This is a genomic window from Tardiphaga sp. 813_E8_N1_3, from assembly GCF_051811025.1.
Classification (GTDB): domain Bacteria; phylum Pseudomonadota; class Alphaproteobacteria; order Rhizobiales; family Xanthobacteraceae; genus Tardiphaga.
In genome coordinates this window covers 1,377,478-1,402,077 of the sequence record NZ_JBPWQE010000001.1, presented here as the reverse complement: position 1 = coordinate 1,402,077, position 24,600 = coordinate 1,377,478, and the positions used below count along the sequence as shown (strand labels likewise).

The 24,600-nt window shown below is 62.3% G+C and carries 20 protein-coding genes and 1 riboswitch; of the genes, 11 read left to right on the top strand and 9 right to left on the bottom strand.

Going from position 1 to position 24,600, the window contains the following annotated elements; translation table 11 throughout:
- Positions 1-3 precede the first annotated feature (3 nt).
- Genes cobW through AB8A33_RS06560 form a run of 3 tightly spaced genes read right to left on the bottom strand, consistent with a single transcriptional unit; the run spans position 4 to position 1,988 of the window.
- On the bottom strand, positions 4-1,017 hold the full coding sequence (cobW, locus tag AB8A33_RS06570; protein ID WP_439092030.1) for a cobalamin biosynthesis protein CobW: 1,014 nt from the start codon (positions 1,015-1,017) through the stop codon (positions 4-6).
- Positions 1,018-1,548, bottom strand: coding sequence for a bifunctional adenosylcobinamide kinase/adenosylcobinamide-phosphate guanylyltransferase (gene cobU / locus AB8A33_RS06565; RefSeq protein ID WP_439092029.1), 531 nt, complete (start codon positions 1,546-1,548; stop codon positions 1,018-1,020).
- The gene (locus tag AB8A33_RS06560; RefSeq protein ID WP_439092028.1) at positions 1,545-1,988 is read right to left on the bottom strand and encodes a DUF1636 domain-containing protein; all 444 of its coding nucleotides are present in this window, start codon (positions 1,986-1,988) and stop codon (positions 1,545-1,547) included. The genes cobU and AB8A33_RS06560 overlap by 4 nt, the downstream gene beginning before the upstream one ends.
- A 109-nt stretch (positions 1,989-2,097) precedes the next feature.
- Positions 2,098-2,288, bottom strand: a riboswitch (cobalamin riboswitch).
- A gap of 99 nt (positions 2,289-2,387) precedes the next feature.
- On the opposite strand from AB8A33_RS06560, the gene cobT reads away from it, so the two are divergent.
- Positions 2,388-3,443 (top strand): nicotinate-nucleotide--dimethylbenzimidazole phosphoribosyltransferase, encoded by a 1,056-nt coding sequence (gene cobT / locus AB8A33_RS06555; protein WP_439092027.1) that lies wholly within the window; start codon positions 2,388-2,390, stop codon positions 3,441-3,443.
- The gene (cobS, locus tag AB8A33_RS06550; RefSeq protein ID WP_439092026.1) at positions 3,444-4,208 is read left to right on the top strand and encodes an adenosylcobinamide-GDP ribazoletransferase; all 765 of its coding nucleotides are present in this window, start codon (positions 3,444-3,446) and stop codon (positions 4,206-4,208) included.
- Here cobS and AB8A33_RS06545 read toward each other — a convergent pair.
- Complete coding sequence (locus tag AB8A33_RS06545; RefSeq protein ID WP_439092025.1) at positions 4,201-4,713, bottom strand: tyrosine phosphatase family protein; 513 nt, start codon at positions 4,711-4,713, stop codon at positions 4,201-4,203. The genes cobS and AB8A33_RS06545 overlap by 8 nt on opposite strands.
- Positions 4,714-4,984: 271 nt before the next feature.
- Here AB8A33_RS06545 and AB8A33_RS06540 point away from each other — a divergent pair, with 271 nt between their 5' ends.
- On the top strand, positions 4,985-6,973 hold the full coding sequence (locus AB8A33_RS06540; RefSeq protein ID WP_439092024.1) for a putative bifunctional diguanylate cyclase/phosphodiesterase: 1,989 nt from the start codon (positions 4,985-4,987) through the stop codon (positions 6,971-6,973).
- Here AB8A33_RS06540 and AB8A33_RS06535 read toward each other — a convergent pair.
- Entirely contained in the window at positions 6,970-8,241 is a 1,272-nt protein-coding gene (locus AB8A33_RS06535; RefSeq protein WP_439092023.1) for a Zn-dependent hydrolase, read from the bottom strand. The genes AB8A33_RS06540 and AB8A33_RS06535 overlap by 4 nt on opposite strands.
- 73 nt (positions 8,242-8,314) lie before the next feature.
- Between AB8A33_RS06535 and AB8A33_RS06530 the strand changes: the two genes are divergently transcribed.
- Positions 8,315-9,097 carry an SDR family oxidoreductase gene (locus AB8A33_RS06530; protein ID WP_439092022.1) on the top strand — a complete coding sequence of 261 codons (783 nt, stop codon included), beginning with the start codon at positions 8,315-8,317 and terminating at the stop codon, positions 9,095-9,097.
- 50 nt (positions 9,098-9,147) lie between these two features.
- Here AB8A33_RS06530 and AB8A33_RS06525 read toward each other — a convergent pair whose 3' ends face one another.
- A complete protein-coding gene (locus AB8A33_RS06525) occupies positions 9,148-10,221 on the bottom strand; it encodes an NAD(P)-dependent alcohol dehydrogenase (protein ID WP_439092021.1) in 1,074 nt (357 codons plus the stop codon).
- A gap of 983 nt (positions 10,222-11,204) precedes the next feature.
- Positions 11,205-12,377, bottom strand: a complete 1,173-nt coding sequence (locus AB8A33_RS06520; protein ID WP_068734239.1) for an isovaleryl-CoA dehydrogenase — start codon at positions 12,375-12,377, stop codon at positions 11,205-11,207.
- Positions 12,378-12,636: 259 nt separating this feature from the next.
- On the opposite strand from AB8A33_RS06520, the gene AB8A33_RS06515 reads away from it, so the two are divergent.
- The 7 genes from AB8A33_RS06515 (at position 12,637) to AB8A33_RS06485 (ending at position 22,669) form a co-directional block, all read left to right on the top strand.
- A complete protein-coding gene (locus AB8A33_RS06515; protein WP_439095870.1) occupies positions 12,637-13,833 on the top strand; it encodes a cytochrome P450 in 1,197 nt (398 codons plus the stop codon).
- Between the two features lie 45 nt (positions 13,834-13,878).
- Complete coding sequence (locus tag AB8A33_RS06510) at positions 13,879-15,150, top strand: cytochrome P450 (protein ID WP_439092020.1); 1,272 nt, start codon at positions 13,879-13,881, stop codon at positions 15,148-15,150.
- A gap of 67 nt (positions 15,151-15,217) precedes the next feature.
- Positions 15,218-16,393, top strand: coding sequence for an acyl-CoA dehydrogenase family protein (locus AB8A33_RS06505; RefSeq protein WP_439092019.1), 1,176 nt, complete (start codon positions 15,218-15,220; stop codon positions 16,391-16,393).
- 9 nt (positions 16,394-16,402) lie between these two features.
- Positions 16,403-17,497 (top strand): CaiB/BaiF CoA transferase family protein, encoded by a 1,095-nt coding sequence (locus tag AB8A33_RS06500; protein ID WP_439092018.1) that lies wholly within the window; start codon positions 16,403-16,405, stop codon positions 17,495-17,497.
- Between the two features lie 25 nt (positions 17,498-17,522).
- On the top strand, positions 17,523-18,374 hold the full coding sequence (locus AB8A33_RS06495; RefSeq protein ID WP_439092017.1) for an FAS1-like dehydratase domain-containing protein: 852 nt from the start codon (positions 17,523-17,525) through the stop codon (positions 18,372-18,374).
- A gap of 294 nt (positions 18,375-18,668) precedes the next feature.
- Positions 18,669-20,297 carry a benzoylformate decarboxylase gene (mdlC, locus tag AB8A33_RS06490; RefSeq protein ID WP_439092016.1) on the top strand — a complete coding sequence of 543 codons (1,629 nt, stop codon included), beginning with the start codon at positions 18,669-18,671 and terminating at the stop codon, positions 20,295-20,297.
- Positions 20,298-20,326: 29 nt separating this feature from the next.
- Complete coding sequence (locus AB8A33_RS06485) at positions 20,327-22,669, top strand: molybdopterin guanine dinucleotide-containing S/N-oxide reductase (RefSeq protein ID WP_439092015.1); 2,343 nt, start codon at positions 20,327-20,329, stop codon at positions 22,667-22,669.
- A gap of 236 nt (positions 22,670-22,905) precedes the next feature.
- On the opposite strand, the gene AB8A33_RS06480 is transcribed toward AB8A33_RS06485, so the two are convergent.
- Together AB8A33_RS06480 and trhA are read right to left on the bottom strand one after the other, a co-directional pair.
- Positions 22,906-23,700 carry an SDR family oxidoreductase gene (locus AB8A33_RS06480; protein WP_439092014.1) on the bottom strand — a complete coding sequence of 265 codons (795 nt, stop codon included), beginning with the start codon at positions 23,698-23,700 and terminating at the stop codon, positions 22,906-22,908.
- 83 nt (positions 23,701-23,783) lie between these two features.
- On the bottom strand, positions 23,784-24,482 hold the full coding sequence (gene trhA / locus AB8A33_RS06475) for a PAQR family membrane homeostasis protein TrhA (RefSeq protein ID WP_149532948.1): 699 nt from the start codon (positions 24,480-24,482) through the stop codon (positions 23,784-23,786).
- Positions 24,483-24,600: the final 118 nt, after the last annotated feature.

The window sequence follows — 24,600 nt, the reverse complement described above, 5'->3', positions numbered from 1 at the left end:
GCGTTACCCGGCGAGTGCCTTTCGCACCGCGTCGCCGTCGAATCCCTTGAGGCCGATGACCACCAGATGCTCGGCCTGCGTCACGTCCGGCCGGGCGAAGGCGAGTTCAACGCGGGCGCCGACGGCCTGCACGACGATCGGAGCGGATTTATCGGCAATGCGGGCATGGCCCTTCACACGGAGGACGCCGTCGAGGCCAAGCGCGTCGCTGATCCGCGCGCGCATCGCGTCGATGCTGGTCGCAGCGGTCGGTTTAACGACGATGCTGTCGAAATCGTCATGGTCGTGTTCTTCTTCCTCGCCGTGATGACCGACGCGCACGGCCATGTCGTCCTCGGCAGCGGCATTGAGGCCGATCAATACCGATGGCGCGAGATCACCCTTGGAGCGCACGATGCTGACACCGGGGCGCAGCACAGCCTTCAGCTTGGCTTCGATCTCGGCGAGCTTTTCCGGGGCGACGAGATCGCTCTTCGAGAGCACCACGAGATCGGCGCAAGCGAGCTGGTCCTCGAATACTTCCTCGATGGGATCGTCGTGCTCGATACCCTCGTCCCTGGCGCGTTGCTCGGCAACGGCATCTTCGTCCAGCGTCACGCGCCCCTCGGACAAAGCCAGCGCATCGACGATGGTAACGACGCCATCGACAGTGGCGCGGGTCTTTACCGCGGGCCACGCGAAGGCCTTCAGCAGCGGCTGCGGTAGCGCCAAACCGGACGTCTCGATGACGATGGCGTCGAGCGGACGTTCACGAGACAGCAGCTTGTCCATGGTCGGCACGAAATCGTCAGCGACCGTGCAGCAGATGCAGCCATTGGTGAGCTCGACGATATCGCCAGGCGCGCAGGCCTTTGCCGCGCATTCCTCGACAAGACCGCCATCGAAGCCGGCATCGCCGAATTCATTGACGATCACGGCGATGCGGCGGCCATCGGCCTGGGTCAGCAGCGAGCGCAGCAGCGTGGTCTTGCCGGCGCCGAGGAATCCGGTGAGGACGGTGACGGGAACGCGGGACATTCAATTCTCCTGGGAACGCTTGAGCCAGAGCGGAAGCCCGGCTGCAATGAAAGCAACATTCGGCACGGCGGCCGCGATGATCTGGTTGAGCCGGCCCTGCGCATCGCGAAAGGCGCGGCCGAGCGGTGTCTCCGGCACGAGGCCGAGGCCAACTTCGTTGGACACGAAAACGATCGGATAACGCGACACATCGAGAAAACGCACAAGGCGCTTGGCCTCGATCTCCGGATCGCGCTCGGCAAACATTAGATTCGACAGCCACAGTGTCAGGCAATCCACCAGCACGACGCGGCCGACCGTCGCCTCGCGCGTCAGGGCATCGACCAGCGCCAGCGGCTCTTCCACCGTGATCCAGCCTTCACCGCGCTGCTTGCGATGCTGCGCGATGCGGACATGCATCTCGTCGTCACCGGCCGTTGCGGTCGCCAGATAGATCTTCGTCAAGCCGATGCTGTTGACCAGCGCCTCGGCGAAGGACGACTTGCCGGACCGCGCACCGCCCAGCACCAATGTCGTTGTCGCGGCGGTCATTTCGGAGCACGCCCGTCTTCAGGCGACCAACGCATCGGTGGCACGCGCGCGACCATACCCTTCCGCAGCACCTCGGCGCGCTCGCGCCAAGGCACCAGGCCGTAGTCGGATTTCTGATAGGACTCCACGAAGGACACCAACGCCGCGCTGCCGCTGTCGGTCTGCAGATCACCGAACAAAAATGTGTAGCCGTCAGGACTCGTCACCGCGACCGTCGCCGGTCGCTTGCAGACGCTGAGGCACTGCACCGGACGCACCATCACGGCGCCATCGCCGAGCGCGGCCTTCACCGCATCGAACATGTCCGGCCCGATGATCGTGCCAGTTTCGGCGGCCTTGCAGCTGATGCACACGCTCACGACAACGGGACCAGCCGGCACGGAGCGCGGCGGTTCGACCGAAATTTGTTCGCCAGAGATATCGGCGCTGTCGTGATCCATGACATGCTCAGTTCACGCCCTCACGGGCTTACGAGCTTTGTTGGATCGCGCCGACAGCATTGCCGTCGGTTCGCTCCCGTCCGGTGCACCCCGCCCCGACGACGCCTCCAAAGCACAGTTCGTGATGGCAGGTCTCCTGGCTTGCGAGTCAAAGCCTGTTGCCGCCTTCCCAAGAATTCTGAAGAATTCCCAGTGGCACCGGCGCGGGCTCGTCGCTTACAGTTGCGGGGGCAGCGCCGGCCTCAAACCGGCTTCCCTATTCACCTTCCACGCGGAAGGACCATCGCAAAAGACGCTATCTGCCGGGTGCGCCGGGGTCAACCGCGCCGACGGACTGTCGCCCGGACCTGTTGACCTTGCAGGTCGTCTTGCGTCAGTTAGGCCGCGAAAAGGAACCTCATGTCCGCCCATTCCCAGCCCTTGTGGCAGCCGCCCGCCATTGCGCCTGTTGACCCGCAGATCGCGGCAGGCATCCGTGCCGTCATCGACGGCAAGGCCAAGCCGCCGGGATCGCTGGGGAGAATCGAGGACCTGGCGCTGCAGCTCGGCATGATCCGGCATCCTGGCGAACCGCGCGGCGACAATGCCGTGCTGCTGGTATTTGCCGGGGATCACGGACTCGTGGCCGAAGGCGTGTCGCAATATCCGTCGGCCGTCACGGTCGCGATGGTGATGACCTATCTGGCCGGCCGCGCCACGGCCAATGCCTTCGCCACGGCCAACAACATCGACGTCCGCGTGATCGACATCGGCGTCGCTGCGGAACTGCCTGTGCATCCGAAGCTGATCGACGCCAAGGTCCGCATGGGCACAGCCAACGCCGCGCGCGAGCCAGCGATGACGGCAGAGCACGCAGCCGATGCGCTGACGCGCGGTTTCAGAATCGCGGTTGGCGAGATCAAGGCTGGCGCCGACATCATCGCGCTCGGCGAGATGGGAATTGGCAACACGGCCTCCTCGGCATTGGTGGTTCATCGACTCGCACCGGCACCACTGGATGATTGTATCGGTGTTGGCGCCGGGCAGGATGACGCTGGCATGGCGCGCAAGCGCGCGGCGATCACGAAAGCGGCAGCGCGCAGCGCCGCAACGGCGCCGCTGGATGTGCTGGCTGAATTCGGCGGACTGGAAATCGCGGGCATGGCCGGAGCGATCCTCGGCGCAGCTTCGCAACGGCGGCCGGTGATCATCGACGGCTTCATCTCCAGCGCTGCGGCATTGCTCGCCGTTCGTCTGTGCTCGGCTGCACGCGACTATTGCGTCTTCGCGCACCGTTCGGCCGAACGCGGCCACGATATCGTACTCGATGCGCTCGATGCCAAGCCGCTACTCGATCTCGGCTTGCGGCTCGGCGAAGGCACCGGCGCGCTGCTTGCGGTGCCGGTGGTCCGTGCCGCCGCGCGCATGCTGACCGATGTTGCGAGCCTCGACGACGTGCTGGCCGGAAAGATCTAGATGAGACTGGATCCGCATCTTTTGAATGCGATCCGTTTCCTGACGGTGCTGCCGGTACCGGAAACTGTCGACGCGCAGGAAGCTGACTGGCTTGCGCGTGCAATGAAGTATTTTCCGATCGTCGGTGCCGGCATTGGGACCTCCTCCGCGATTGTGTTTCTTGTTGCCAGCGAATTCTGGTCACCGCTGATCGCGGCTTTGCTGGCGGTTACAACAAGCATCGTCATCACCAGCGCGCTGCACGAGGATGGCCTGGCCGACACCGCCGACAGTTTTGGTGGCGGCTGGACTGTCGAAAAGCGTCTTGCAATCATGAAGGACAGCCGCATCGGTAGCTATGGGGCACTGGCACTCGGCCTCGGCGTAGCGCTCCGCGTCGCGGCGCTCGCCATATTGCCGGCTTGGGCAGGTGCGGCGGCGCTGATCGCCGTCCACGCCGCAGCACGCGCCATGCCGGCCCTTGTGATGAACCGCCTGCCCTATGGCGGCGATGCCAGTGCGATGAAGGTCACTTATGCCGAAGCGCCCGTGCGGTTTGAGGAATCGTTGTTTGCACTTGTTGTCGTCGTGCTTGCGGCGATCCCGCTTGCGATCGTCTCGGTTGCCTCGTTTTTTGCGGGTCTTCTGCTCGGCGCAGTGCTTGCCGCGCTGCTCGCACTCTGGTCGCGTCGTCTGATCGGTGGCTACACCGGCGACGTGCTCGGCGCCGTCGAGCAATTATTCGAGATCGGCTTTCTGCTCGGCGTGGCAGCGCTGATCAAATAGGCCAGTTCAACGGCAATCGATAAGGCTCACCTTCAAAAGCATCCGCGCCGCGGCCGATGCGTGCGATGGATTCGATCATACGTCCCTCGCGGCCAAGCTGTTCGTCAGCCAATTGCACCATCAATTTGTTCGGCGTCACATAGGGCGAACGTTTGCGTAGTTCATCTGCAATCGCCATCTCATAGCCAAGATTGCGATCGCAGGCGATGGCGTAAGCTGCAGCGCTGGAACGGCTGATACCTGCCCAGCAGTGAATGAGCATCGGGCGATCAGCGATGCTGCCGCGGCCGAATTGAAGAATGGTATCCACGACGTCGGCATCGGGCGCGATCAGGTCCGGCGTCGCTTCGACGATATCGTGAAAGGTTAGCTCCACATGCCGCTCACGCGCCAACCCGCTCCAGTCGCGCTTGCTCGATGTGGGCGACAGAAGGGTCAGCAGATCGAAGGACGGCAGCGATTTTGCCACGGCAGCAAGGCCTCCAAGCGAGCTCACATAGATCATTCGAACACCCTGCTCGCTGTTGTCATGTCCTTCCTCTCACCCACGGCGAATGGACCTTCTTCAACCTCATGCCGCTGCGATGTCGATGATGCAAGGTCGGTTTCTTAATACCATTTCCGACCTTTTCGCACTTGCACCATCGCGAATCGAGGAAAATACACCAATCAGAACAATCGGTTACTATCTCGAACTTTCAGCAGCCGAGGCAGGCCAATCTTAAAGAAGTTGCGATAGGTATCTAACTCACGAGTGCAGAGTCCAGGACGGTACGATGCTGAACTACTTCGAAATGGCGGCATCACAAATCGGAACGATCTTCCGGGTGCCGCGCGAAAACCCCGAACTGGTGGAAGCGAAACTCGCTGCCTTCACCCGTCAGGTGCCGATGATGTATGCGCTGGTGGTCGTCAACACGACGGCACTTGCGATTACCTTTTATGGTACTGCGCCACATCTGCTTACCGTCTATCTCCCTACTGCATTCGATGCAATCTGTGTGATCCGGATACTGAGCTGGCTGAGAGCGCGGAACACCACGCTGTCACTCAACCAGGCAGTCGAGAAGCTCACCGGCTCGATCATCTTTGCAGGCATTCTCGGCGTCGCGTTCACTGCCTGGAGCCTCAGCCTGTTTCCCTATGGCGACGCCTATAGCAAAAGCCACGTTGCTTTCTTTATGGCCGTCACATCGATCGGCTGCGGCTTCTGCCTCATGCATCTGCGCGCGGCAGCGCTGATCGTGATGGCGCTGGTTGTCGTGCCCTTCGCGTTCTTTTTCGGCTCCAGCGACAATGTTGTCTTCGTCTCCATCGCCTTCAACTTCGTCGTGGTTATCGGGGCCGTTCTCTTTATGCTGCTCGGCAATTACTCCGATTTCGAGAAGCGAGTGAACTCGGAGAAGGCGCTGCGTACCAAGCAGGCTGAACTGCAGGTGCTGAGCGACAAGAATTTCCGGAATTCGAATATCGACAGCCTCACCGGTCTCCCCAATCGCCGGAACTTCTTTGCCGAGCTTGAGCGCGGCATTGTCAACACTGAGCACAGTAGCGGCGGCCTGCTGCTCGGTATCCTGGATCTTGATGGCTTCAAGCCGATCAATGACATCCATGGGCACCACACGGGTGATCGCTTGCTGGTCGAAGTCGCAGACAGACTGCGCGCACATCTCGCCCCTCACGTGTTTCTAGGCAGACTGGGCGGCGACGAATTCGTTATGTTCAGCGACCAATTGCTCGACCCGGATGCAATTGTTGAAGCGGAAGAGAGCATTGAGAACCTGTTCGACATCCCATTCGAGATTGATGACATTACAGTAAGCATCAGCTGCTCGATCGGATATGCGGAATTTCCGGACACAGCCAAGACCGCGCAGGATTTGTTCGAGCGCGCCGATTATGCGCTGTTTTTTGCCAAGCAGCACAAGCGTGGCAAAGCGGTCCGGTTTTCTGCAGAACACGAAGCCGATATCCGCGAGGCCTCCTCTGTGAGTCGGGCCTTGGCCGGTGCCGACCTCGAACAGGAATTGTGGATCGCCTACCAGCCGATTATCGACGCAGAGACACGACAACCCGCGAGCTTCGAAGCCCTGGCGCGCTGGAAGAGCCCGGAGCTCGGCAATGTTCCGCCGATGAGCTTCATTGTCGCCGCCGAGCGCTCCGGCATGATCGGCCAGTTGACCCCATTACTGCTGCGTAAGGCTCTCGAAGGGGCAGCGACATGGCCGGAGCATGTCCGGATTTCGTTCAACCTCTCTGCGGTTGACGTCGCCTCTCCCCTGTCGATCCTCAAGATCATTGCTGTTGTCCAGCAAAGCAAGGTGAAGGCCAGCCGCATCGACTTCGAGATTACCGAGACGGCCGTGATGGGCAATCTCGCACAGGCGACCGAAGCGTTGAATGCGCTGAAGACCCTGGGAGCGCGCATCTCGCTGGACGATTTCGGAACCGGCTATTCGAGCCTGAGCTGTATTCGCGAATTGCCACTCGACAAGGTCAAGATCGACCGCAGCTTCATCAGCAATATCGAAACCGACGATGCCTCGCGCTTGATCCTGCGCACCATGCTAGGCCTCTGCGCCGGCCTCGGCCATGACTGCATCGTCGAAGGTGTCGAGAGCGCGGAACAGGTCGACTTCCTGCACAAGGAGAACTGCCGTCTCATGCAGGGCTACTTCTTCGCCAAGCCCATGAGCATCGAGCAGGTCGGGGATTACCTCGCCTCCGCTCAACGCAGCATGCTGGCCGAACGCACCGCCGGCTAGTCGTTCTGCCCGTCGAGCAGCCGCACCGCCTCGAACAGTGTTGCCGCCCCGACGGCCAGTTGCTCCGGCTCCGACCATTCCTCCGGGCAATGGCTCTTGCCGTCCTTTGACGGAATGAACAGCATCGCACTGCGGCCGATATGCGACATGAAAGCCGCATCGTGACCGGCGCCCGATGCCAGCCGTGTCATGGAATAGCCGAGCTTGGTGGCGCTACGTCCGAGCACGTCAAGCAGATGATCGTCGCAAGGCGCGGGAGGATTTTGCGAAATCAACGCGAAGCGTTCGCGCTCGACCTTGGCTCGCCTTGCGATGGCAAGGCTCTCGCGGTCGAGCAAGGCCACGAATTCATCGACCAGCGCGGCCTTTTCGGCGCGAATATCGAGGATCATGCGCGCGCCGCCGGGTACAACATTGGCAGCGTTCGGGCTGATCTCAAGGATTCCCGTGGTGGCAACGAAGTGCCCCTGTTTGCGCGCGGCAAAGGCATTGGCCTGCTGCGCGACCAGCAGCACGAGTTCGGCGGCGGGAAGGCTTGCATCCCTGCGATATTCCATCAGCGTCGAGCCGGCGTGATCGGCCGCGCCCTGCAGCACGATCTCGACACGGGTGATGCCGGCGATGCCGGTGACGAGGCCAAGATCGAGCTTCTTGCTTTCCAGCACGACGCCCTGCTCGATATGCAATTCGAGATAGCCGACGAATTCCGGCTTCTGCATTGCGGCGATGGCCGCCGGATCGCCGCCGACACGCTTGATGGCATCGGCCAGCGTTTCGCCGGCCGCATTGGTGTAAGTCAGCATCTTGGCATCGAGCTCGCCGACCATGGCGCGGCTGCCGACGCAGGACAGACCATATTCGCTAGGTTCCTCGGCGAGGAAATCCACGATCTCGATCGGATGCCGAGGCGCGTAACCAGATGCCTGCAGCGCACGCACGGCTTCCAGCGCCGTGAGGATACCGGAAATGCCATCGAAGCGGCCGCCGGAAGGTACCGTATCGGAATGCGAGCCAAGCATGATCGGCGGCAGGCCGGGAACGCTGCCCTCAAACCGGGCGATCATGTTGGCGCCGGCATCCATGCGCACCGTCATGCCCGCAGCGATGAACTGCTCGCGCAGCCAGGCGCGTCCCTCGAGAAAGCGCTGTGAGAACGACCGCCGCGTCCACGGTTTGTCGGGATCGGTGATGGCGGCGAGCGCCATATGGTCGTCCCAGAGGCCGTTCTGATCGATGGGCGGCTTGGTGTCGGTCGGCATGATCGGCATGAGGCTCATGAGTTGGCGGCACTGGCGCCGGCACGATTATTGTTGAACACTTTGGCCATCGTGAAGCAAGACGATGGACATCGTGAAGCAAGAAACGATCAGGGAGAAAATCGTGAGCAGCAAGACCAGGATCGCATGGGTGACCGGCGGCGGCACCGGAATCGGCAAGGCGGGAGCGCAGGCGCTGCTGGCGGATGGCTGGACGGTGGTCATTTCCGGCCGCCGCGCCGAAGTGCTGAAGGGCGTCGCCGATGAACTCGGCGCCGGCGGCAAGCCCGTGGAGGCAATTGCGCTGGATGTCAGCAATGCCGAGGACGTCAACAAGGTTGCGCAGGCCATCCTCGCCAAACATGGCCGGATCGATCTTCTGGTGAACAGCGCCGGCGTCAACCTGCCGAAGCGCAGTTGGGAAGACGTGACGCAGGACGGCTGGGACCAGATCGTCGACATCAATCTCAATGGCGTGATGTATTGCATGCGCGCGGTGCTGCCTGCGATGCGGGCGCAGAAGGACGGCTGCATCATCAATGTCGCCTCATGGGCCGGGCGCATCGTGTCGAAGATGACGGGGCCGGCCTATACGGCCACCAAACATGCGGTTCTGGCGCTGACCCACTCCTTCAACATGGACGAATGCGTCAACGGCTTGCGCGCCTGCTGTCTCTCGCCCGGCGAGGTCGCCACTGACATCATGAAGAACCGTCCAGTGCCGCCGAGTGACGAGGTGATGGCGCGGATGCTGCAGCCCGACGATCTCGGCAAGACCATCGCCTTTATCGCCAGCATGCCGCCGCATGTCTGTATCAATGAGGTGCTGATCAGCCCGACCTGGAATCGCAGCTTCCTGGCCATGTAAGCGCGTCAAAGGCAGCCAGCGCAGCCTCTTCGCGCTGGCTCCCTTTAACCTCACGGCGTGATTGCGACCTTCAGCACGCCATCGCGCTGGTGCGAGAACAGATCGTAGGCTTTTTCGATATCGTCCAGTCTGTAGTGATGCGTGACCAGCGACGTCAGGTCGACACGGCCGGAGGCGACGACGTTCATCAGCCGTCGCATCCGCTCCTTGCCACCGGGGCACAGGCTGGTGACAATCGTGTTATCGCCGAGACCCGCCGAAAAGGCGCTCAGGGGAATCTGCAGATCCGTCGAATAGACGCCAAGACTGCTCAGCGTGCCGCCCGGCCGCAGCGCGCGCAGTGCCGATTCGAACGTGCCTTGCGTACCGAGCGCTTCGATTGCCACATCGACGCCGCGGCCGTCGGTCAGGTCCATGATCTGCTTGACCGGATCCCCCTTCTTGAAGTCGACGACGATATCGGCCCCCATCCGTTTGGCGACCTCGATGCGTGCGGGCACCGTATCGACACCGATAATCGTGGTCGCGCCCATCAGCTTCGCGCCCGCGACGGCGCAGAGTCCGATCGGCCCCAGAGCGAACACCACCACCGTGTCGCCGATCTTGATGCCGCCGCGCTCGGCGCCGGAAAATCCCGTCGACATGATGTCCGGACACATCAGCACCTGCTCATCCGTCAACGCGTCGGGCACCGGGCTGAGATTGACCATGGCATCGGGTACCAGCACATACTCGGCCTGCGCGCCATCGATCGTATTGCCGAACCGCCAGCCGCCGGTAGCCTTGAAGCCGTGCTTCGTTCCAGCACCATCCTGCGATGAGCAGCCGCAGAGACATGCGTAACTGTGGCCGCTCGGCGTGATGGCGCCGGCAATGACGCGCTGCCCCTCGCGATAGCCAGTCACGGCACTGCCGAGCTTCTCAATGATACCAACCGGCTCGTGTCCGATAATCAGCCCTTTCGCGACTGGATATTCACCCTTGAGGATATGCACATCGGTGCCGCAGATCGTGGTGGTCGTGATGCGCATCAGCGCATCGAGCGGGCCGACATCGGGGATCGGCTTGTCATCTAGAACAATACGACCCGGTTCCACGAATATCGCAGCCTTCATCTTCGGCATGATCCTGCTCCTGCTTGCGATGGTGCGTCGATCGACGCGATGAGCCAATCATCTGCGCATTTTGCCGTGACCGGATTGAGGTGGATCAAGTGGCGATGCCTTTTGAATGTCTCTGAAGTGGCGGACACACAGCCGCACTTCTGCGTCGCTCTTGATTCAAATATCAAACAGCTACTGCTCTTCAGACATGCGTCATCGCCCCCATTGTTTGCGGCGCGGGGGCGCCGTCGTCTGCTGCATTCCCGCCCCCTGTCAGAGGGCGTGCGGAACGCCGGGTGCCCGTTGCACCCTTGGGCCTGATGCGAATGCGGTCTTCCGCAATTTAGAATGCATCAGGACTTTCGGAGGCGCAGGGCAAGTAAGTGCCCAGCGTTCCGCCTGCGGTGTTTTTTCGGTTGCTTGCGCGTTGCCATGGCGAACGATCCCATCACCAAAATTACAGTCCCAAGGCGAATGGGACAGGGTGCCTCAAGCGAGTAAGCCGGACGCGTTTTGACTTGGTCGTCCGTCACACTGTCCAGGGAGTCTTTCCATCCCAAGGTCGGCCGTTTCCTTGCCAGTGGCAGTGCTGGCGCAGATCCGTCCTGCCCGAAGACAGACGTCACCCCCAAACCGCGTAACGCCGCATCTCCGGCGTCCACCGCACCCTGCCCCGCGAACGTGACGATCGCGATCGCCCCTCTCGGTGGGGCAGGACGGAGGGGAATATAAACCTGATGAAGATGTTGTCAACGGAGGATAGGAAAAAATGTTTAGGCGCCGTCTTGCCGCCCCATACTGTCATTCCGGGGCGTGGCCGGCACTTGCCGGACGCGAACCCGGAATCCCAGCATGGGGGTCACTAGTCAGCGCCAAACACTCCGGGATTCCGGGTTCGCACTACGCGGCTGCGCCGCTTCGCGCACCCCGGAATGACGAGCCTAGGCGCACGTCCCGGAATGGCAGTGGAGAGGTCAGCGCTCCAGATACAGGGGATCTCCCCCTCACCCGTTCTTCGCAAACAGCTCCCGCCCGATCAGCATCCGCCTGATTTCGCTGGTGCCGGCGCCGATCTCGTAGAGTTTGGCGTCACGCAGCAGGCGGCCGGTGGGATAGTCGTTGATATAGCCATTGCCGCCGAGCAGCTGGATCGCGTCGAGCGCGCATTGCGTGGCGCGTTCCGACGCGTAGAGGATGGCGCCGGCGGCATCCTCGCGGGTGGTCTCGCCGCGATCGCATGCTTTCGCCACCGCATAGACGTAAGCGCGCGCCGAACTCAGCGCGACATACATGTCGGCGATCTTGCCCTGCACGAGCTGGAAGTTGCCGATCGGCTCGCCGAACTGTTTGCGCTCGTGCACATAAGGCTGCGCGACGTCGAGACAGGCCTGCATGATGCCGAGCGGGCCTGCCGCGAGCACCGCACGCTCGTAATCGAGGCCGGACATCAGGACATTGACGCCGCGACCGACCTCGGCGAGCACGTTCTCCTCGGGCACTTCGCAATCCTCAAATACGAGTTCGCAGGTATCCGAGCCGCGCATACCCAGCTTGTCGAGCTTCTGCGCCGTCGAAAAACCCTTCATGCCCTTTTCGATGATGAAGGCGGTGATTCCGCGCGGTCCGGCAGCCGGATCGGTCTTGGCATAGACCACCAGCGTCTGCGCCACCGGGCCATTGGTGATCCACATCTTGTTGCCGTTGAGAACGTAGCGATCGCCCTTCTTGTCGGCGCGGGTCTTCATCGAGACCACGTCCGAGCCCGAACCCGGCTCGGACATCGCCAGCGATCCCACATGTTCGCCCGAGATCAGCTTCGGCAGATATTTGCGCTTCTGCGCCTCGTTGCCATTGCGACGCAACTGATTGACGCAGAGGTTCGAATGCGCGCCATAGGACAGACCCACCGACGCCGAGGCGCGCGAAATTTCTTCCACCGCGATGACGTGTTCGAGATAGCCGAGCCCGGCGCCGCCGAACTCTTCCTCCACCGTGATACCGTGCAGGCCGAGCGCGCCGATCTTGGGCCAGAGATCGAGCGGAAACTGGTTGGTCTTGTCGATGGCTTCGGCGCGCGGCGCGATCTCGTTCTGCGAGAAGTCACGCACGGTCTCGCGAATCGCATCCGCGGTCTCGCCGAGATCGAAATTGAACATCCGTTGAGCGTTCGAAATCACAGGGTCGCCTCCGGTCAGAACGGCGCGCAAGCGCGCCGGTTTTGTTGATTGAAATCACCATGTCACGGGCCGAACGGGCTGAGAAGAGGCATAAAGTGGTCCTTGCTCTTGGCCGCGCAACGGGTTGTAATTCATCCAAATAAGCCCTCCGGGACCAACCACGGAGGACACGCCAGGGAGAGAACCGATGCTCGATCGCGTCCAGGATTCCGACAGCAGCAAATCCGCCCAAGCCGCCGCTCACGCCCAAGCTTACGGAATGCCGCTCGATGAGTTCGATCCCGGTAATCCCGAACTGTTCCGCACCGATACGTTCTGGCCCTATTTCGAACGGCTGCGCCGCGAAGATCCCGTCCACTACTGCAAGGATAGCATGTTCGGGCCGTATTGGTCGGTGACCAAGTACAACGACATCATGCAGGTCGAGACCAATCACGCCACCTACTCCTCCGCCGCGGCATTCGGCGGCATCACCATCCGCGACGCCGGCGTGCAGTTTCGCCGGCCAATGTTCATTGCCACAGATCCGCCGCATCACAGCGCCCAGCGCAAGACGGTGGCGCCGATGTTCGCGCCTCACCACATGGACGAACTCTCCAGCCTGATCCGCAGTCGCACTGCCGAGGTGCTGGACTCCCTGCCCCGCAACGAGACCTTCAACTGGGTCGATCGCGTCTCGATCGAACTCACCACGCAGATGCTGGCGACCCTGTTCGACTTCCCCTGGGAGGAGCGCCGGAAACTCACCCACTGGTCGGATGTCGCCACAATGTTGCCGCCCACGCCGGAGGCCGAGCAGCAGCGGCAGAAAGAGCTGCGGGAATGCGGCGAGTATTTCGGACGGCTGTTTCAGGAGCGGCTCAACGCGCCGCCAAAGACCGACCTGATATCGATGATGGCGCATAGCGAGGCCACGCGCCATCTCGATCCGGAGAGTTTTCTCGGCAACATCATTCTGCTGATCGTCGGCGGCAACGACACCACGCGCAATTCGATGTCTGGCGGCCTCTACGCACTCAATCAATTCCCTGGTGAATATGACAAGCTGCGCGCCAATCCCGCGCTGATCGAGAGCATGGTGCCGGAGATCATCCGCTGGCAGACGCCGCTTGCACATATGCGGCGCACGGCGGTGCAGGACACCGAGCTCGGCGGCAAGCAGATCAGGAAGGGTGACAAGGTCGTGATGTGGTACGTCTCGGGCAATCGCGACGACGAGGTCATCGAAAACCCCAACGAATTCATCATCGACCGCGTGCGCCCGAACCGCCATCTGTCATTCGGCTTCGGCATCCACCGCTGCGTCGGCCTCAGACTTGCCGAACTTCAATTGAAGATTGTGTGGGAAGAGATCATCAAGCGCTTCGACAGGATCGAAGTCGTCGGCGAGCCGCGCCGCGTCTTTTCGAGTTTTGTGAAGGGTTACGAAACACTGCCGGTGCGCATCGCAGGCTAATCGCGAGCGCAACGGCCCAGGATCGATTTTCGGAGAGCAGACGCCATGAATATCCAAGCCAGGATCAATCCTGACAAAGCCGAGATCCAGCGCGTCGCGCGCGAGATCGCCTATTCGACGCCGCTGAAGGACTTCCATCCCGGCGCGCCGAAATTATTCGCGACCGATACGCTGTGGCCGTTCTTCGAACGGCTGCGCAAGGAAGAGCCGGTGCATTACTGCACCAGCGCGCCGATCGAGCCGTATTGGTCGGTGACCAAGTACAACGACATCATGAAGGTCGACACCAGCCACGGCATCTTCTCATCGGATTCCAAGCTCGGCGGCATCGGCATTCGCGACGAGCCGGAGGGCTATAGCTGGCCGAGCTTCATCTCGATGGACGAGCCGAAGCACACGCCGCAGCGCAAGACCGTGACGCCGATGTTCACGCCGGATCATCTCGACGAATTGGCGGCGCTCATTCGCACCCGCACCTGCAAGGTGCTGGACGGATTGCCGCGCGGCGAGACTTTCGACTGGGTCGATCGCGTTTCGATCGAATTGACCACGCAGATGCTGGCGACCTTGTTCGACTTCCCCTGGGAAGAACGCCGCAAGCTGACGCGCTGGTCAGACGTCGCAACCGCGCTGCCGAAAAGCGGCGTTGTCTCCAGTCCGGAAGAGCGCCGCCAGGTGATGGACGAGTGCTACGCCTATTTCCAGAATCTCTGGAATGAGCGGGTAAATTCCGAACCACGGAATGACCTCGTCTCGATGATGGCGCATAGCGACGCCACACGCTTCATGGATCCCGACAACCTGATGGGCAACATGATCCTGCTCATCGTCGGCGGCAACGATACCACGCGCAACACCATGACCGGCTCGGTGCTGGCGCTGAACGAGAACCCCGACCAGTATCAGAAGTTGCGCGACAATCCGTCGCTTATCGAGACCATGGTCCCCGAAGTGATCCGCTGGCAGACGCCGCTCGCACATATGCGCCGTACCGCCATGCAGGATACTGAACTCGGCGGCAAGACTATCAAAAAGGGCGACCGGGTGGTGATGTGGTACGTCTCTGGCAACCGCGACGAGGAGGTGATCGAGCGGCCGAACGAGTTCATCATCGACCGCGCGCGGCCGAAGATTCATCTGTCATTCGGTTTTGGCATACACCGTTGCGTGGGCATGCGCCTGGCGGAGTTGCAATTGAGGATCGTTTGGGAGGAGATACTGAAACGGTTCGAGAACATCGAAGTTGTGGGGGAACCCAAGCGCGTGTATTCGAGCTTTGTTAAAGGCTACGAGACCCTCCCGGTTAAAATTACCTAAGATCGGAGGATTTCGTAATGCCGGTCAGGATTCATAATTTTCCCCTCAAGAAGAGAAGCTCAATTCCTTGACGAAACACCATCCCGCGGAACAGGACGAATTCCACGATATCCGCGATGCCGTTGCCAAACTGTGTGCACAGTTCCCCGGTGAATACTGGCGCAAGCTCGACCGCGAAATGGCCTATCCGAAGGCTTTCGTCGATGCATTGACGGAAGCCGGCTACCTGTCGGTGCTGATCCCCGAGGAATATGGCGGCTCCGGCCTCAAACTGTCCGCCGCAGCGGCGATCCTCGAAGAGATCCAGCGCGCCGGTTGCAACGGCGGCGGCTGCCACGCGCAGATGTATACGATGGGCACGGTGCTGCGTCATGGCAATGACGAGCAGAAGGCCAAGTGGCTGCCGAAGATCGCGACCGGCGAAGTGCGCCTGCAGGCCTTCGGCGTCACCGAGCCGACCTCGGGCACGGACACGTCGTCGCTGAAGACGGTAGCGAAGAAGGACGATAATGGCGACTACGTCGTCAACGGCCAGAAGATCTGGACCAGCCGCGCCGAATATTCCGACCTGATGGTGCTGCTCGCGCGCACCACGCCGAAGGAACAGGCGGCGAAACGCACCGATGGTCTGTCGGTGTTTCTGGTGGACATGAAAGAGGCCAAGAAGAACGGCCTCGAGATCCGCCCGATCCGCACCATGATGAACCACGCCACCACCGAAGTGTTCTTCACCGACATGAAGGTGCCGAAGGAAAACCTGATCGGCGAAGAGGGCAAGGGCTTCCGCTACATCCTCTCGGGCATGAATGCCGAGCGCATCCTGATCGCCAGCGAATGCGTCGGCGATGCCAAGTGGTTCATCGCCAAGGCGAGCGCTTACGCCAAGGAGCGCCAGGTGTTCGGCCGCCCGATCGGCCAGAACCAGGGCATTCAATTCCCCATCGCCAAGGCTTATGCGAATATGCGTGCGGCCGAGCTGATGGTGAAGGAAGCCCTGCGTAAATATGAAGCCGGCATGGAATGCGGCGCCGAGGCCAATATGGCCAAGATGCTCGCGGCCGACGCGTCCTTCGAGGCGGCCAATGCCTGTATCCAGACCCATGGCGGTTTTGGATTTGCCGAGGAATACGACGTCGAGCGCAAATTCCGCGAGACGCGTCTGTATCAGGTGGCGCCGATCTCGACGAACCTGATCCTGTCCTTCGTGGCCGAGCATGTGCTCGGCATGCCGCGCTCGTATTGAGATAGACACATGCTGCCGCTCAAGGGACTGACCGTCATCGCTGTTGAACAGGCGGTGGCTGCACCATTCTGCAGTTCGCGTCTCGCGGACGCCGGCGCGCATGTCATCAAGATCGAGCGCCCCGAAGGCGATTTTGCCCGCGGCTACGATGCTGCGGCAAAAGGCCAGAGCAGCTATTTCGTCTGGCTCAACCGCGGCAAGGATTCCGTGGTGGTCGATCTCGCTACGCCGGAAGGCCGCAAGGCGATGGAAGAGCTGATCGCCAATGCCGATGTGCTGCTGCAGAACCTCAAGCCGGGCTCCATGGACAAGCTCGGCTTCACCCGCGAGCGCTTGCGCAAGGATTATCCGCGGCTGATCTGCTGCACCATCACTGGCTATGGCGACACCGGCCCCTACGCCCATCGCAAGGCCTATGATCTCCTGATCCAGGCCGAGAGCGGACTGGCGTCGATCACCGGCGGCCCCGAAGGGCCGTCGCGCGTCGGCGTCTCCATCGTCGATGTCGCCACCGGCGCTGCCGCGCATGCGGCGATCCTGGAAGCGCTGATCGGCCGCTCGGTGTCGGGCGAAGGCGCCGATATCCGCATCTCGATGTTCGACGTGATGGCCGACTGGCTCACCGTGCCGCTGCTCAATGCCGAGGCTGGCAACGAGCCGAAGCGCATGGGTCTCGCCCATCCCTCGATCGCGCCCTATGGCGTGTTTCGCTCCAGGGACGGCAAGGACATCCTGATCTCGATCCAGAGCGAGCGCGAGTGGAAGGTGCTCTGCGCCAAGGTGCTGGGCAATGCCGAGCTCGCTGCCGATCCGCGCCTCGTCAACGGCGTCGAGCGCGTGCGCAACCGCACCTTCACTGACCAGACCGTCAGCGACATCTTCGGATCGCTCAGCCGCGACGAACTCCTGAAGCGCCTGACCGACGCCGATATCGCCTTTGCCGAAGTGAACACCATGGCGGACCTCACCACCCATCCGCATCTGCGCCGCATCACCGTCAACACGCCGAATGGCGAAGTGTCCTATCCGGCCCCCGCCGCGATCTGGGTCGACGCGCCGCGCAGCTACGGCGCCGTGCCCGGCATCGGCGAAGTGCAGAAATAATCTTCAAGATCACACGGAGGTCATCATGACCGACAAGCTCGACATCGATCATCTCAAGCAGTGGATCGGTCGCACCGACGAGGCCTCCGACGTCGTGACTGCGCAGCTCGTGAAGGGCTTGCGCGCGACGCTGTTTCTCGACATCGGCACGCCGAAGCCCGGCGACGCCGCACCCTTCACCACGCAGTGGTGCCTGGCGCAGCCCGTGGCGGCGATGGACAGACTCGGCCCCGACGGCCACCCGGCGCGCGGCGGTTTCCTGCCGCCGGTGCCGCTGCCGCGCCGCATGTGGGCCGGCGGCGAAGTGCAGTTCATCGAGCCTTTGCTTGTCGGCGATGAAGTCACGCGCTCCTCGAAGATCCTCGACGTCAATCTGAAGATGGGTTCGACCGGCGCGCTGTGCTTCGTCAATGTCGAGCACCTGATCACCACCAGGCGCGGCCTCGCCATTCGCGAGCGCCAGGACATCGTCTACAGGGACATGCCGACCAGCATGGCGCCGCCGGCGCCCGCGCCGAAGGACGTGCCGAAGGCCCAGCATCAGGAAACGCATTATGCGGATCCCGTGCTGCTGTTTCGCTACAGCGCGCTGACCTTCAACGGCCACCGCATCCATTACGACCGCGACTATGTCACCAAGGTCGAATTCTATCCCGGTCTGGTGTTCCACGGCCCGATGCAGGCCGCCTTGCTGGTCGAGTTCGCAGCGAAGCTGAAGGGCGGCAAGGCGCCAGCCAAGTTCAGCTATCGCGGTGTGTCGCCGCTGTTCGACGGCGCGGATTTTTCGGTGAATGCGAACGAGACAGCTGATGGTCTCGAGGTCTGGACCGCCAATCATCAGGGCGCGCCGACCATGAAGGCGACGGCGAGCTGGTAGTTCTTTCTTATCCCTCCCCCCAAGCACAGCGCAGCTGTGCAGGGTGGGGAGGGTGGACGGCCGTCAGGCCGGCCGGGTGGGGGGGGCCTCCACGAACGCTGTCGGCCTGTGGCACCCCACCCGTCACGTTTGCTCGCTGCGCTCGCAACGCGCCACCCTCCCCAGTCGCTTCGCTCCGGGGAGGGAAAGGACAGCGTTCCACCCCACCTCCCCGATTGACTCCCCGCCCCCTCCTGCTGTTGATGAGTCAACAACACACGGCAGACCACTGCCCGATCCCGTGAGGAAACCGCCTTGGCCCGCGACAGCAAGACAACCGCCGCCCGTACTCCCGTGAGCGTCAAGGACGCCACGCTGAACCTGTTGCGCGGCTTCGGCATCAGCAAAGTGTTCGGCAATCCCGGCTCCACCGAACTGCCGTTCCTGTCCGACTGGCCGGACGATATCGACTATGTGCTCGGCCTGCAGGAAGCCTCCGTGATCGGCATGGCCGACGGCTATGCGCAGGCGACGCGCAATGCCGCCTTCGTCAATCTGCATTCCGCCGCCGGCGTCGGCCATGCGCTCGGCAATATCTATACCGCGCATCGCAACCAGACACCGATGGTGATCACTGCCGGCCAGCAGGCGCGCAGCATTTTGCCGCTGCAGGCATTTCTCTATGCCGAGCGCGCGTCGGAATTCCCGCGGCCCTATGTGAAATACAGCGTCGAGCCTGCACGCGCGGAGGACGTGCCCGCTGCAATCGCGCGCGCCTATTACGTGGCGATGCAGCCGCCCTGCGGGCCGACTTTCGTGTCGGTGCCGATCGACGACTGGACGCATCAGGCCCAACCTCTTGAGGCGCGCCATGTCAGCCGCGAGCTCGGGCCAGATCCGAAGGCGATGCAGGAACTGGTCGCCGCACTCGGCAACAGCAAGAACCCTGCATTGATCGTCGGCCCCGGGATCGACCGCGCGGAGGCCGTCGATCTGATGGTATCAGTCGCAGAGAAGACCAAAGCCGCCGTCTGGGTCAGTCCGTTCTCGGCGCGCTGCAGTTTCCCGGAACGTCATCCGCAATTCACTGGGTTCCTGCATGCCTCGCCGGCACAGCTCTCGGATGCCCTCAAGGAATACGACCTCGTCGTCGTGATCGGCGCGCCGGTCTTCACGTTCCACGTCGAAGGCCATGCGGCGATCTTCGACGGCGATACCACGATCTTCCAGATTACGGATGATACGGACTCCGCAGCCGTCGCGCCGATCGGTACCAGCATTATCGCGACCATGAAGCCGGCGCTGACACTGCTGCTTGAGCTGCTGCCTGATACCAAACGCGCAATCGCCAAGGGCCGCATCCTGCCGCCGCCGCCGGTGGCCAGTGACCCGATCCCGATAGATTATCTGCTGCACACGCTATCGCGGGCCATGCCATCGGATGCGATGCTGGTGGAAGAAGCGCCCTCGCATCGCCCGGCGATGCAGAAGTATCTTCCGATGCGCGGCGCCAACAGTTTCTACACCATGACCTCAGGCGGTCTCGGCCACTCGCTGCCCGCCTCCGTCGGCATGGCGCTGGGCTATCCGGATCGTCGCACCGTCTGCCTGATCGGCGACGGCTCGGCGATGTATTCGATCCAGGCGCTGTGGACCGCCGCGCAGCGCAAATTGCCTTTAACTATAGTGGTTATCAACAATTCCGGTTACGGCGCGATGCGCTCGTTCAGCCAGGTGATGCAGGTGCGCAATGTTCCCGGGCTGGACCTGCCTGGTCTGGATTTCGTCAAACTTGCTGAAGGCATGGGCGCGCATGCCGTCCGCATCAGCAAATCATCGGAACTTGCGGCTGCGTTTGCCGCCGGCCTGCAACATCCGGGCGTCAGCCTTGTCGAAGTCATCGTCGACTCGGCCGTTCCCGTGCTTTATGGACAGAAGCACTGATATGACGGGATCATAACGGAAGCTCAGGCATGACGAAGCAGGCAGGCGACTCCTCGAAGAAAACGCACAGCTCCCACTGGGGTGCCTTTTCCGGACAATGGGTCGACGGCAAGCTCGTCATCACACCGCATCCGATCGATCCCGATCCGAATCCGATCATCCAGAATTTTCCCGAGGCGCTGCGCCACAAGGCGCGCATCGCCAAGCCGATGGTGCGCCGTGGCTGGCTCGAGAACGGCCCCGGCCCGGACGAGCGGCGCGGCCGCGATGCATTCGTCGAGATGGAATGGGACGAGGTGCTCGACCTGCTCGCCGGTGAGCTGAAGCGCGTCAAGGACACGCACAGCGCCAAGGCGATCTATGGCGGCTCCTATGGCTGGTCGAGTGCCGGACGCTTCCATCACGCGCAGAGTCAGATCCATCGTTTTCTGAATGTCGCACTCGGCGGCTATGTGCGCTCGGTCAACAGCTACTCGGCCGGCGCATCGACGGTGCTGATCCCGCATATCCTCGGCAACTACGAGGACATGACCCGCCGCAATATCGGCTGGGATGAAATCGTCGAGCACACCGATATCATTCTCGCCTTCGGCGGCATGAATACCAAGAACTCGCGCGTCGCCGGCGGCGGCATCAGCAAGCACACCGAACATCGCGACATGATCGCGCTGAGCCAACGTGGCGGCGAACTCGTGCTGATCTCGCCGCTGAAGAGCGATCTCCCCGATGAAGTAAACCAGGACTGGGTCGCCGCGCGTCCCGGCACCGACGTGGCGCTGATGCTCGGCATCGCGCATACCGCCGTGATGGACGGCACGCATGATCGCGCGTTCCTCGCCAGCCACACCCACGGCTGGGATATATTCGAAGACTATCTGATGGGCCGCAGCGACGGGCAGCCGAAGGATGCGGCCTGGGCTGCCGGCATCACCGGCCTCAAGGCCGACGCTATCCTCAAGCTGGCACGCCGCCTGCCCGGCAAGCGCGCGCTATTCGTGGTCGCGCATTCGCTGCAGCGCGCGAAGCATGGCGAACAGCCGGTGTGGATGGCTTCGGTGCTGTCGGCGATGTTCGGACAAGCGGGCCTGCCCGGTGGCGGCTTCGGTTATGCGCTCGGCGCCATCGCCAACTACGGCCGTCGCCAGAACGCCGTGCCGATCGCCGGCCTGCCGCAGGGCAAGAACGGCGTCAGCGACTTCATCCCGGTGGCGCGTGTCAGCGACATGCTGCTCAATCCCGGCGCACCGTTCGAATATAACGGCGCGCACATGACCTATCCGGATATCAAGCTGGTCTACTGGGCCGGCGGCAATCCGTTCCATCACCATCAGGATCTCAATCGCCTGCGCAAGGCCTTTGCGCGCGTTGATACACTGGTGGTGCACGATCTCGCATGGACGGCGTCGGCGCGCCATGCCGACTTCGTTCTCCCCTGCACCATGTCGCTGGAGCGCGAGGATATCGGTTCGTCGCAGACTGATCCGCTGATGGTAGCGATGCACCAGATGGCGGACCCGTTCGGCGACGCGCGCGACGACTATACGATCTTCACCGGCCTGTCGGAACGTCTCGGCAAGGCCGATGAATTCACCGAAGGCCGCACGCCACGCGCGTGGCTGCAGCATCTCTATCAGCCGACTTATGACGGGCTCAAAGCCAAGGGCTTGGACGCGCCGGATTTCGACGCCTTCTGGGCGGCGGGCGAAGTGCTGCTGCCACAACTGCCGCTGGATGGCGGCACGCTGCGCGCGTTCCGCGACGATCCCGAGGGCAGGCCGCTGCCGACCACCAGCGGCAAGATCGAGATCACTTCCGACACCATCGCCAGCTTCAATTACGACGACTGCCCCGGCCATCCGGTCTGGCTCGCGCCCGAGGACGTGGTCGATGCGACCAATCCGCTGCAGCTCGTCGCCAACCAGCCGGCGTCACGGCTGCACAGCCAGCTCGACTTTGGTGGGCATAGCAGCGCCGAAAAGCGCCGCGGCCGCGAGGTTGCGCGCATGCATCCGGTCGATGCCGATGCGCGCGGCATCAAGGACGGCGACATCATCAGGCTGTTCAATCAGCGCGGCGCGTGCCTTGCTTCCGTCGTCGTCACCGAGGATGTGATGGCCGGCGTGATCCAGTTGCCGACAGGCGCCTATTACGATCCCGAGGATCCGAACGAGGAAAAGCCGCTCTGCGTCCACGGCAATCCGAACGTGTTGACGCGCGACACCGGCACCTCGCGCCTCGCGCAGGGCTGCACCGGTCAGCTCACGGTGGTGAATGTCGAGAAATTCACCGGCAACCTGCCGCCGATCCAGGCCTATGACCCGCCGGTCCCGGTGATCTGGCCACGCCCGCCGAAGCTCGAAGCGGCGGAGTAAGCTGGTTCTTTAGCTTGTGAACTTGTTGCGCTGAGGCGGTCATGGGCTCCCTCCCCCCTTGCGGGGAGGGTCGGCCGATAGGCCGGGGTGGGGGTGCCCCACGCGCCGACCTACCGTGGGGCACCCCCACCCGACCGGCCTGACGGCCGGCCACCCTCCCCGCCTAGCGAAGCTTCGCTTCGCGCGGGGGGAGGGATAAGAGCCGGCGTTCGCTGGTGCCACCCTAACTACACTTCTTACTTCCCAAACGTCTCCCGCATCTTCGCCTGGATCTTGGCCATGCCGCCGATCCAGCGGTCGTAGTTCTCGGTCTTCTTGCGCATGTAGTCGATGACCTGCTTGTGCGGCAGGATCAGGAACGTCTCGGCTTCGATCCCCGCCAGCGCATCCTGTGCCACCTGCTCCGGCGAGAGGTTGCCGTCATTGGATTGCGGGCCCTTCGGAATGTTTTTCAGCATATTGGTATCGACGCCCTGCGGGCACAGGATCGAGACCTTGATATTGTCTGCACGGTGCGAGATCGCGAGATTTTCGGCGAAGCCAACCGCGGCATGTTTGGTGGTCGAATAGGCCGGGCTGCCAACCTGCGACAGCAGACCGGCCGCCGAGATCGTGTTGAGGAAATACCCGCCGCCCCGCGCCTTGTAGAGCGGGATCAGATGCCGCGCCGCATAGACATGGGCCATAACATGGATAGCCCAGCTCCGCGCCCATGGTTCATCCGATGTACCACCGGCATTCGGACTCATCGGATCGAAGCCGCCGCCGATGCCTGCATTGGAACAGAACAAAGCGATCGGCCCGTAATGCCGTTCGGTCAGTTCGATCACATGCTGGATATCTTTTTCCTTGCCGACGTCGCATTGGAACGCGGCGCCGCCGATGGACTCTGCAACGGCGGTCGCCCGCTCGCCGTCGAGATCGACGACGACGACTTTCGCTGCACCCGCTTTATGAAATGTCTCGCATAGCGCCTGGCCGATGCCATTGGCGCCACCGGTCACGACGACGACCTTGCCGGTCACCTGCATGCCGCACTCCCCCTTGATGTTTTTGTTTCTTGTTAGAGCATGATCTGATCCGAAAACCGGTACCCACTTTTCGGGATCATGCTCTAGGTGCTCAGCACCATGTCGAGCACGGCCGTATAGTGGCATGCAGCGCCGAGCAGGACAAATGCGTGCCAGATGGCGTTCTGGAAACGCAGCCGCTGCCAGGCGTGGAATACGACGCCCAGCGTATACAGCGTGCCGCCGGCGGCGACGAACCACATGGTAAGCGGCGGCAGCGGTGTGAACACGGCATCATAAGCCATCAGGCCGCTCCAGCCCATGGCGAGATAGAGTACCACGGCGAGCCGATCGAAACGGCCGGGATAAACGAGCTTGATGACGATGCCGGTGATGGCGACGCTCCACACGCCGGCGAGCAGCGAGATCGCGAGCCGCGTGTTGGCGATCTGCGCAAAGAACGGCGTGTAGGTCGCGGCGATGAGAAGATAGATCGCGGAGTGATCGAAGCGACGCAGGAACCACTTTCGCGGCGACACCGGCCACATATTATAGATGGCCGACAGCACCAGCATCGCCAGCAGGCCGACGGAATAGACCGAGACGGTCACGACCTCATACGCCGTCGCAAACACGGCGGCGAGGACGATGAGAACGGTGGCGGCGATCAGGCCGGAGAACACGCCGAGGCCGTGAACGATGCCGTCGGCGATCAGTTCGGCACGGTCGTAGTTCCAGCGGATCGCACCGGCCACCATGTGAGCGGAATTGGTGGTCAGTTCTTTGATGCGGAAAACGGTCATGGTGGCGTCAACCCGGCCGGTGCGATGCGGTGAGCTTGCCCCGTAAGCCCGCCTGTGACTTCCCCTGAAATCAGCGATAGATCATAGGCCGGAGATCGTCAACGAAAGCCAGACGACG

What these genes read in the sequence shown, in the direction of transcription:
- cobW (WP_439092030.1), bottom strand. Translation starts at nt 1,017, where the DNA reads ATGTCCCGCGTTCCCGTCACCGTCCTCACCGGATTCCTCGGCGCCGGC.
- cobU (WP_439092029.1), bottom strand. Translation starts at nt 1,548, where the DNA reads ATGACCGCCGCGACAACGACATTGGTGCTGGGCGGTGCGCGGTCCGGC.
- AB8A33_RS06560 (WP_439092028.1), bottom strand. Translation starts at nt 1,988, where the DNA reads ATGGATCACGACAGCGCCGATATCTCTGGCGAACAAATTTCGGTCGAA.
- cobT (WP_439092027.1), top strand. Translation starts at nt 2,388, where the DNA reads ATGTCCGCCCATTCCCAGCCCTTGTGGCAGCCGCCCGCCATTGCGCCT.
- cobS (WP_439092026.1), top strand. Translation starts at nt 3,444, where the DNA reads ATGAGACTGGATCCGCATCTTTTGAATGCGATCCGTTTCCTGACGGTG.
- AB8A33_RS06545 (WP_439092025.1), bottom strand. Translation starts at nt 4,713, where the DNA reads ATGATCTATGTGAGCTCGCTTGGAGGCCTTGCTGCCGTGGCAAAATCG.
- AB8A33_RS06540 (WP_439092024.1), top strand. Translation starts at nt 4,985, where the DNA reads ATGCTGAACTACTTCGAAATGGCGGCATCACAAATCGGAACGATCTTC.
- AB8A33_RS06535 (WP_439092023.1), bottom strand. Translation starts at nt 8,241, where the DNA reads ATGCCGATCATGCCGACCGACACCAAGCCGCCCATCGATCAGAACGGC.
- AB8A33_RS06530 (WP_439092022.1), top strand. Translation starts at nt 8,315, where the DNA reads ATGGACATCGTGAAGCAAGAAACGATCAGGGAGAAAATCGTGAGCAGC.
- AB8A33_RS06525 (WP_439092021.1), bottom strand. Translation starts at nt 10,221, where the DNA reads ATGCCGAAGATGAAGGCTGCGATATTCGTGGAACCGGGTCGTATTGTT.
- AB8A33_RS06515 (WP_439095870.1), top strand. Translation starts at nt 12,637, where the DNA reads ATGCCGCTCGATGAGTTCGATCCCGGTAATCCCGAACTGTTCCGCACC.
- AB8A33_RS06510 (WP_439092020.1), top strand. Translation starts at nt 13,879, where the DNA reads ATGAATATCCAAGCCAGGATCAATCCTGACAAAGCCGAGATCCAGCGC.
- AB8A33_RS06500 (WP_439092018.1), top strand. Translation starts at nt 16,403, where the DNA reads ATGCTGCCGCTCAAGGGACTGACCGTCATCGCTGTTGAACAGGCGGTG.
- AB8A33_RS06495 (WP_439092017.1), top strand. Translation starts at nt 17,523, where the DNA reads ATGACCGACAAGCTCGACATCGATCATCTCAAGCAGTGGATCGGTCGC.
- AB8A33_RS06485 (WP_439092015.1), top strand. Translation starts at nt 20,327, where the DNA reads ATGACGAAGCAGGCAGGCGACTCCTCGAAGAAAACGCACAGCTCCCAC.
- AB8A33_RS06480 (WP_439092014.1), bottom strand. Translation starts at nt 23,700, where the DNA reads ATGCAGGTGACCGGCAAGGTCGTCGTCGTGACCGGTGGCGCCAATGGC.
- trhA (WP_149532948.1), bottom strand. Translation starts at nt 24,482, where the DNA reads ATGACCGTTTTCCGCATCAAAGAACTGACCACCAATTCCGCTCACATG.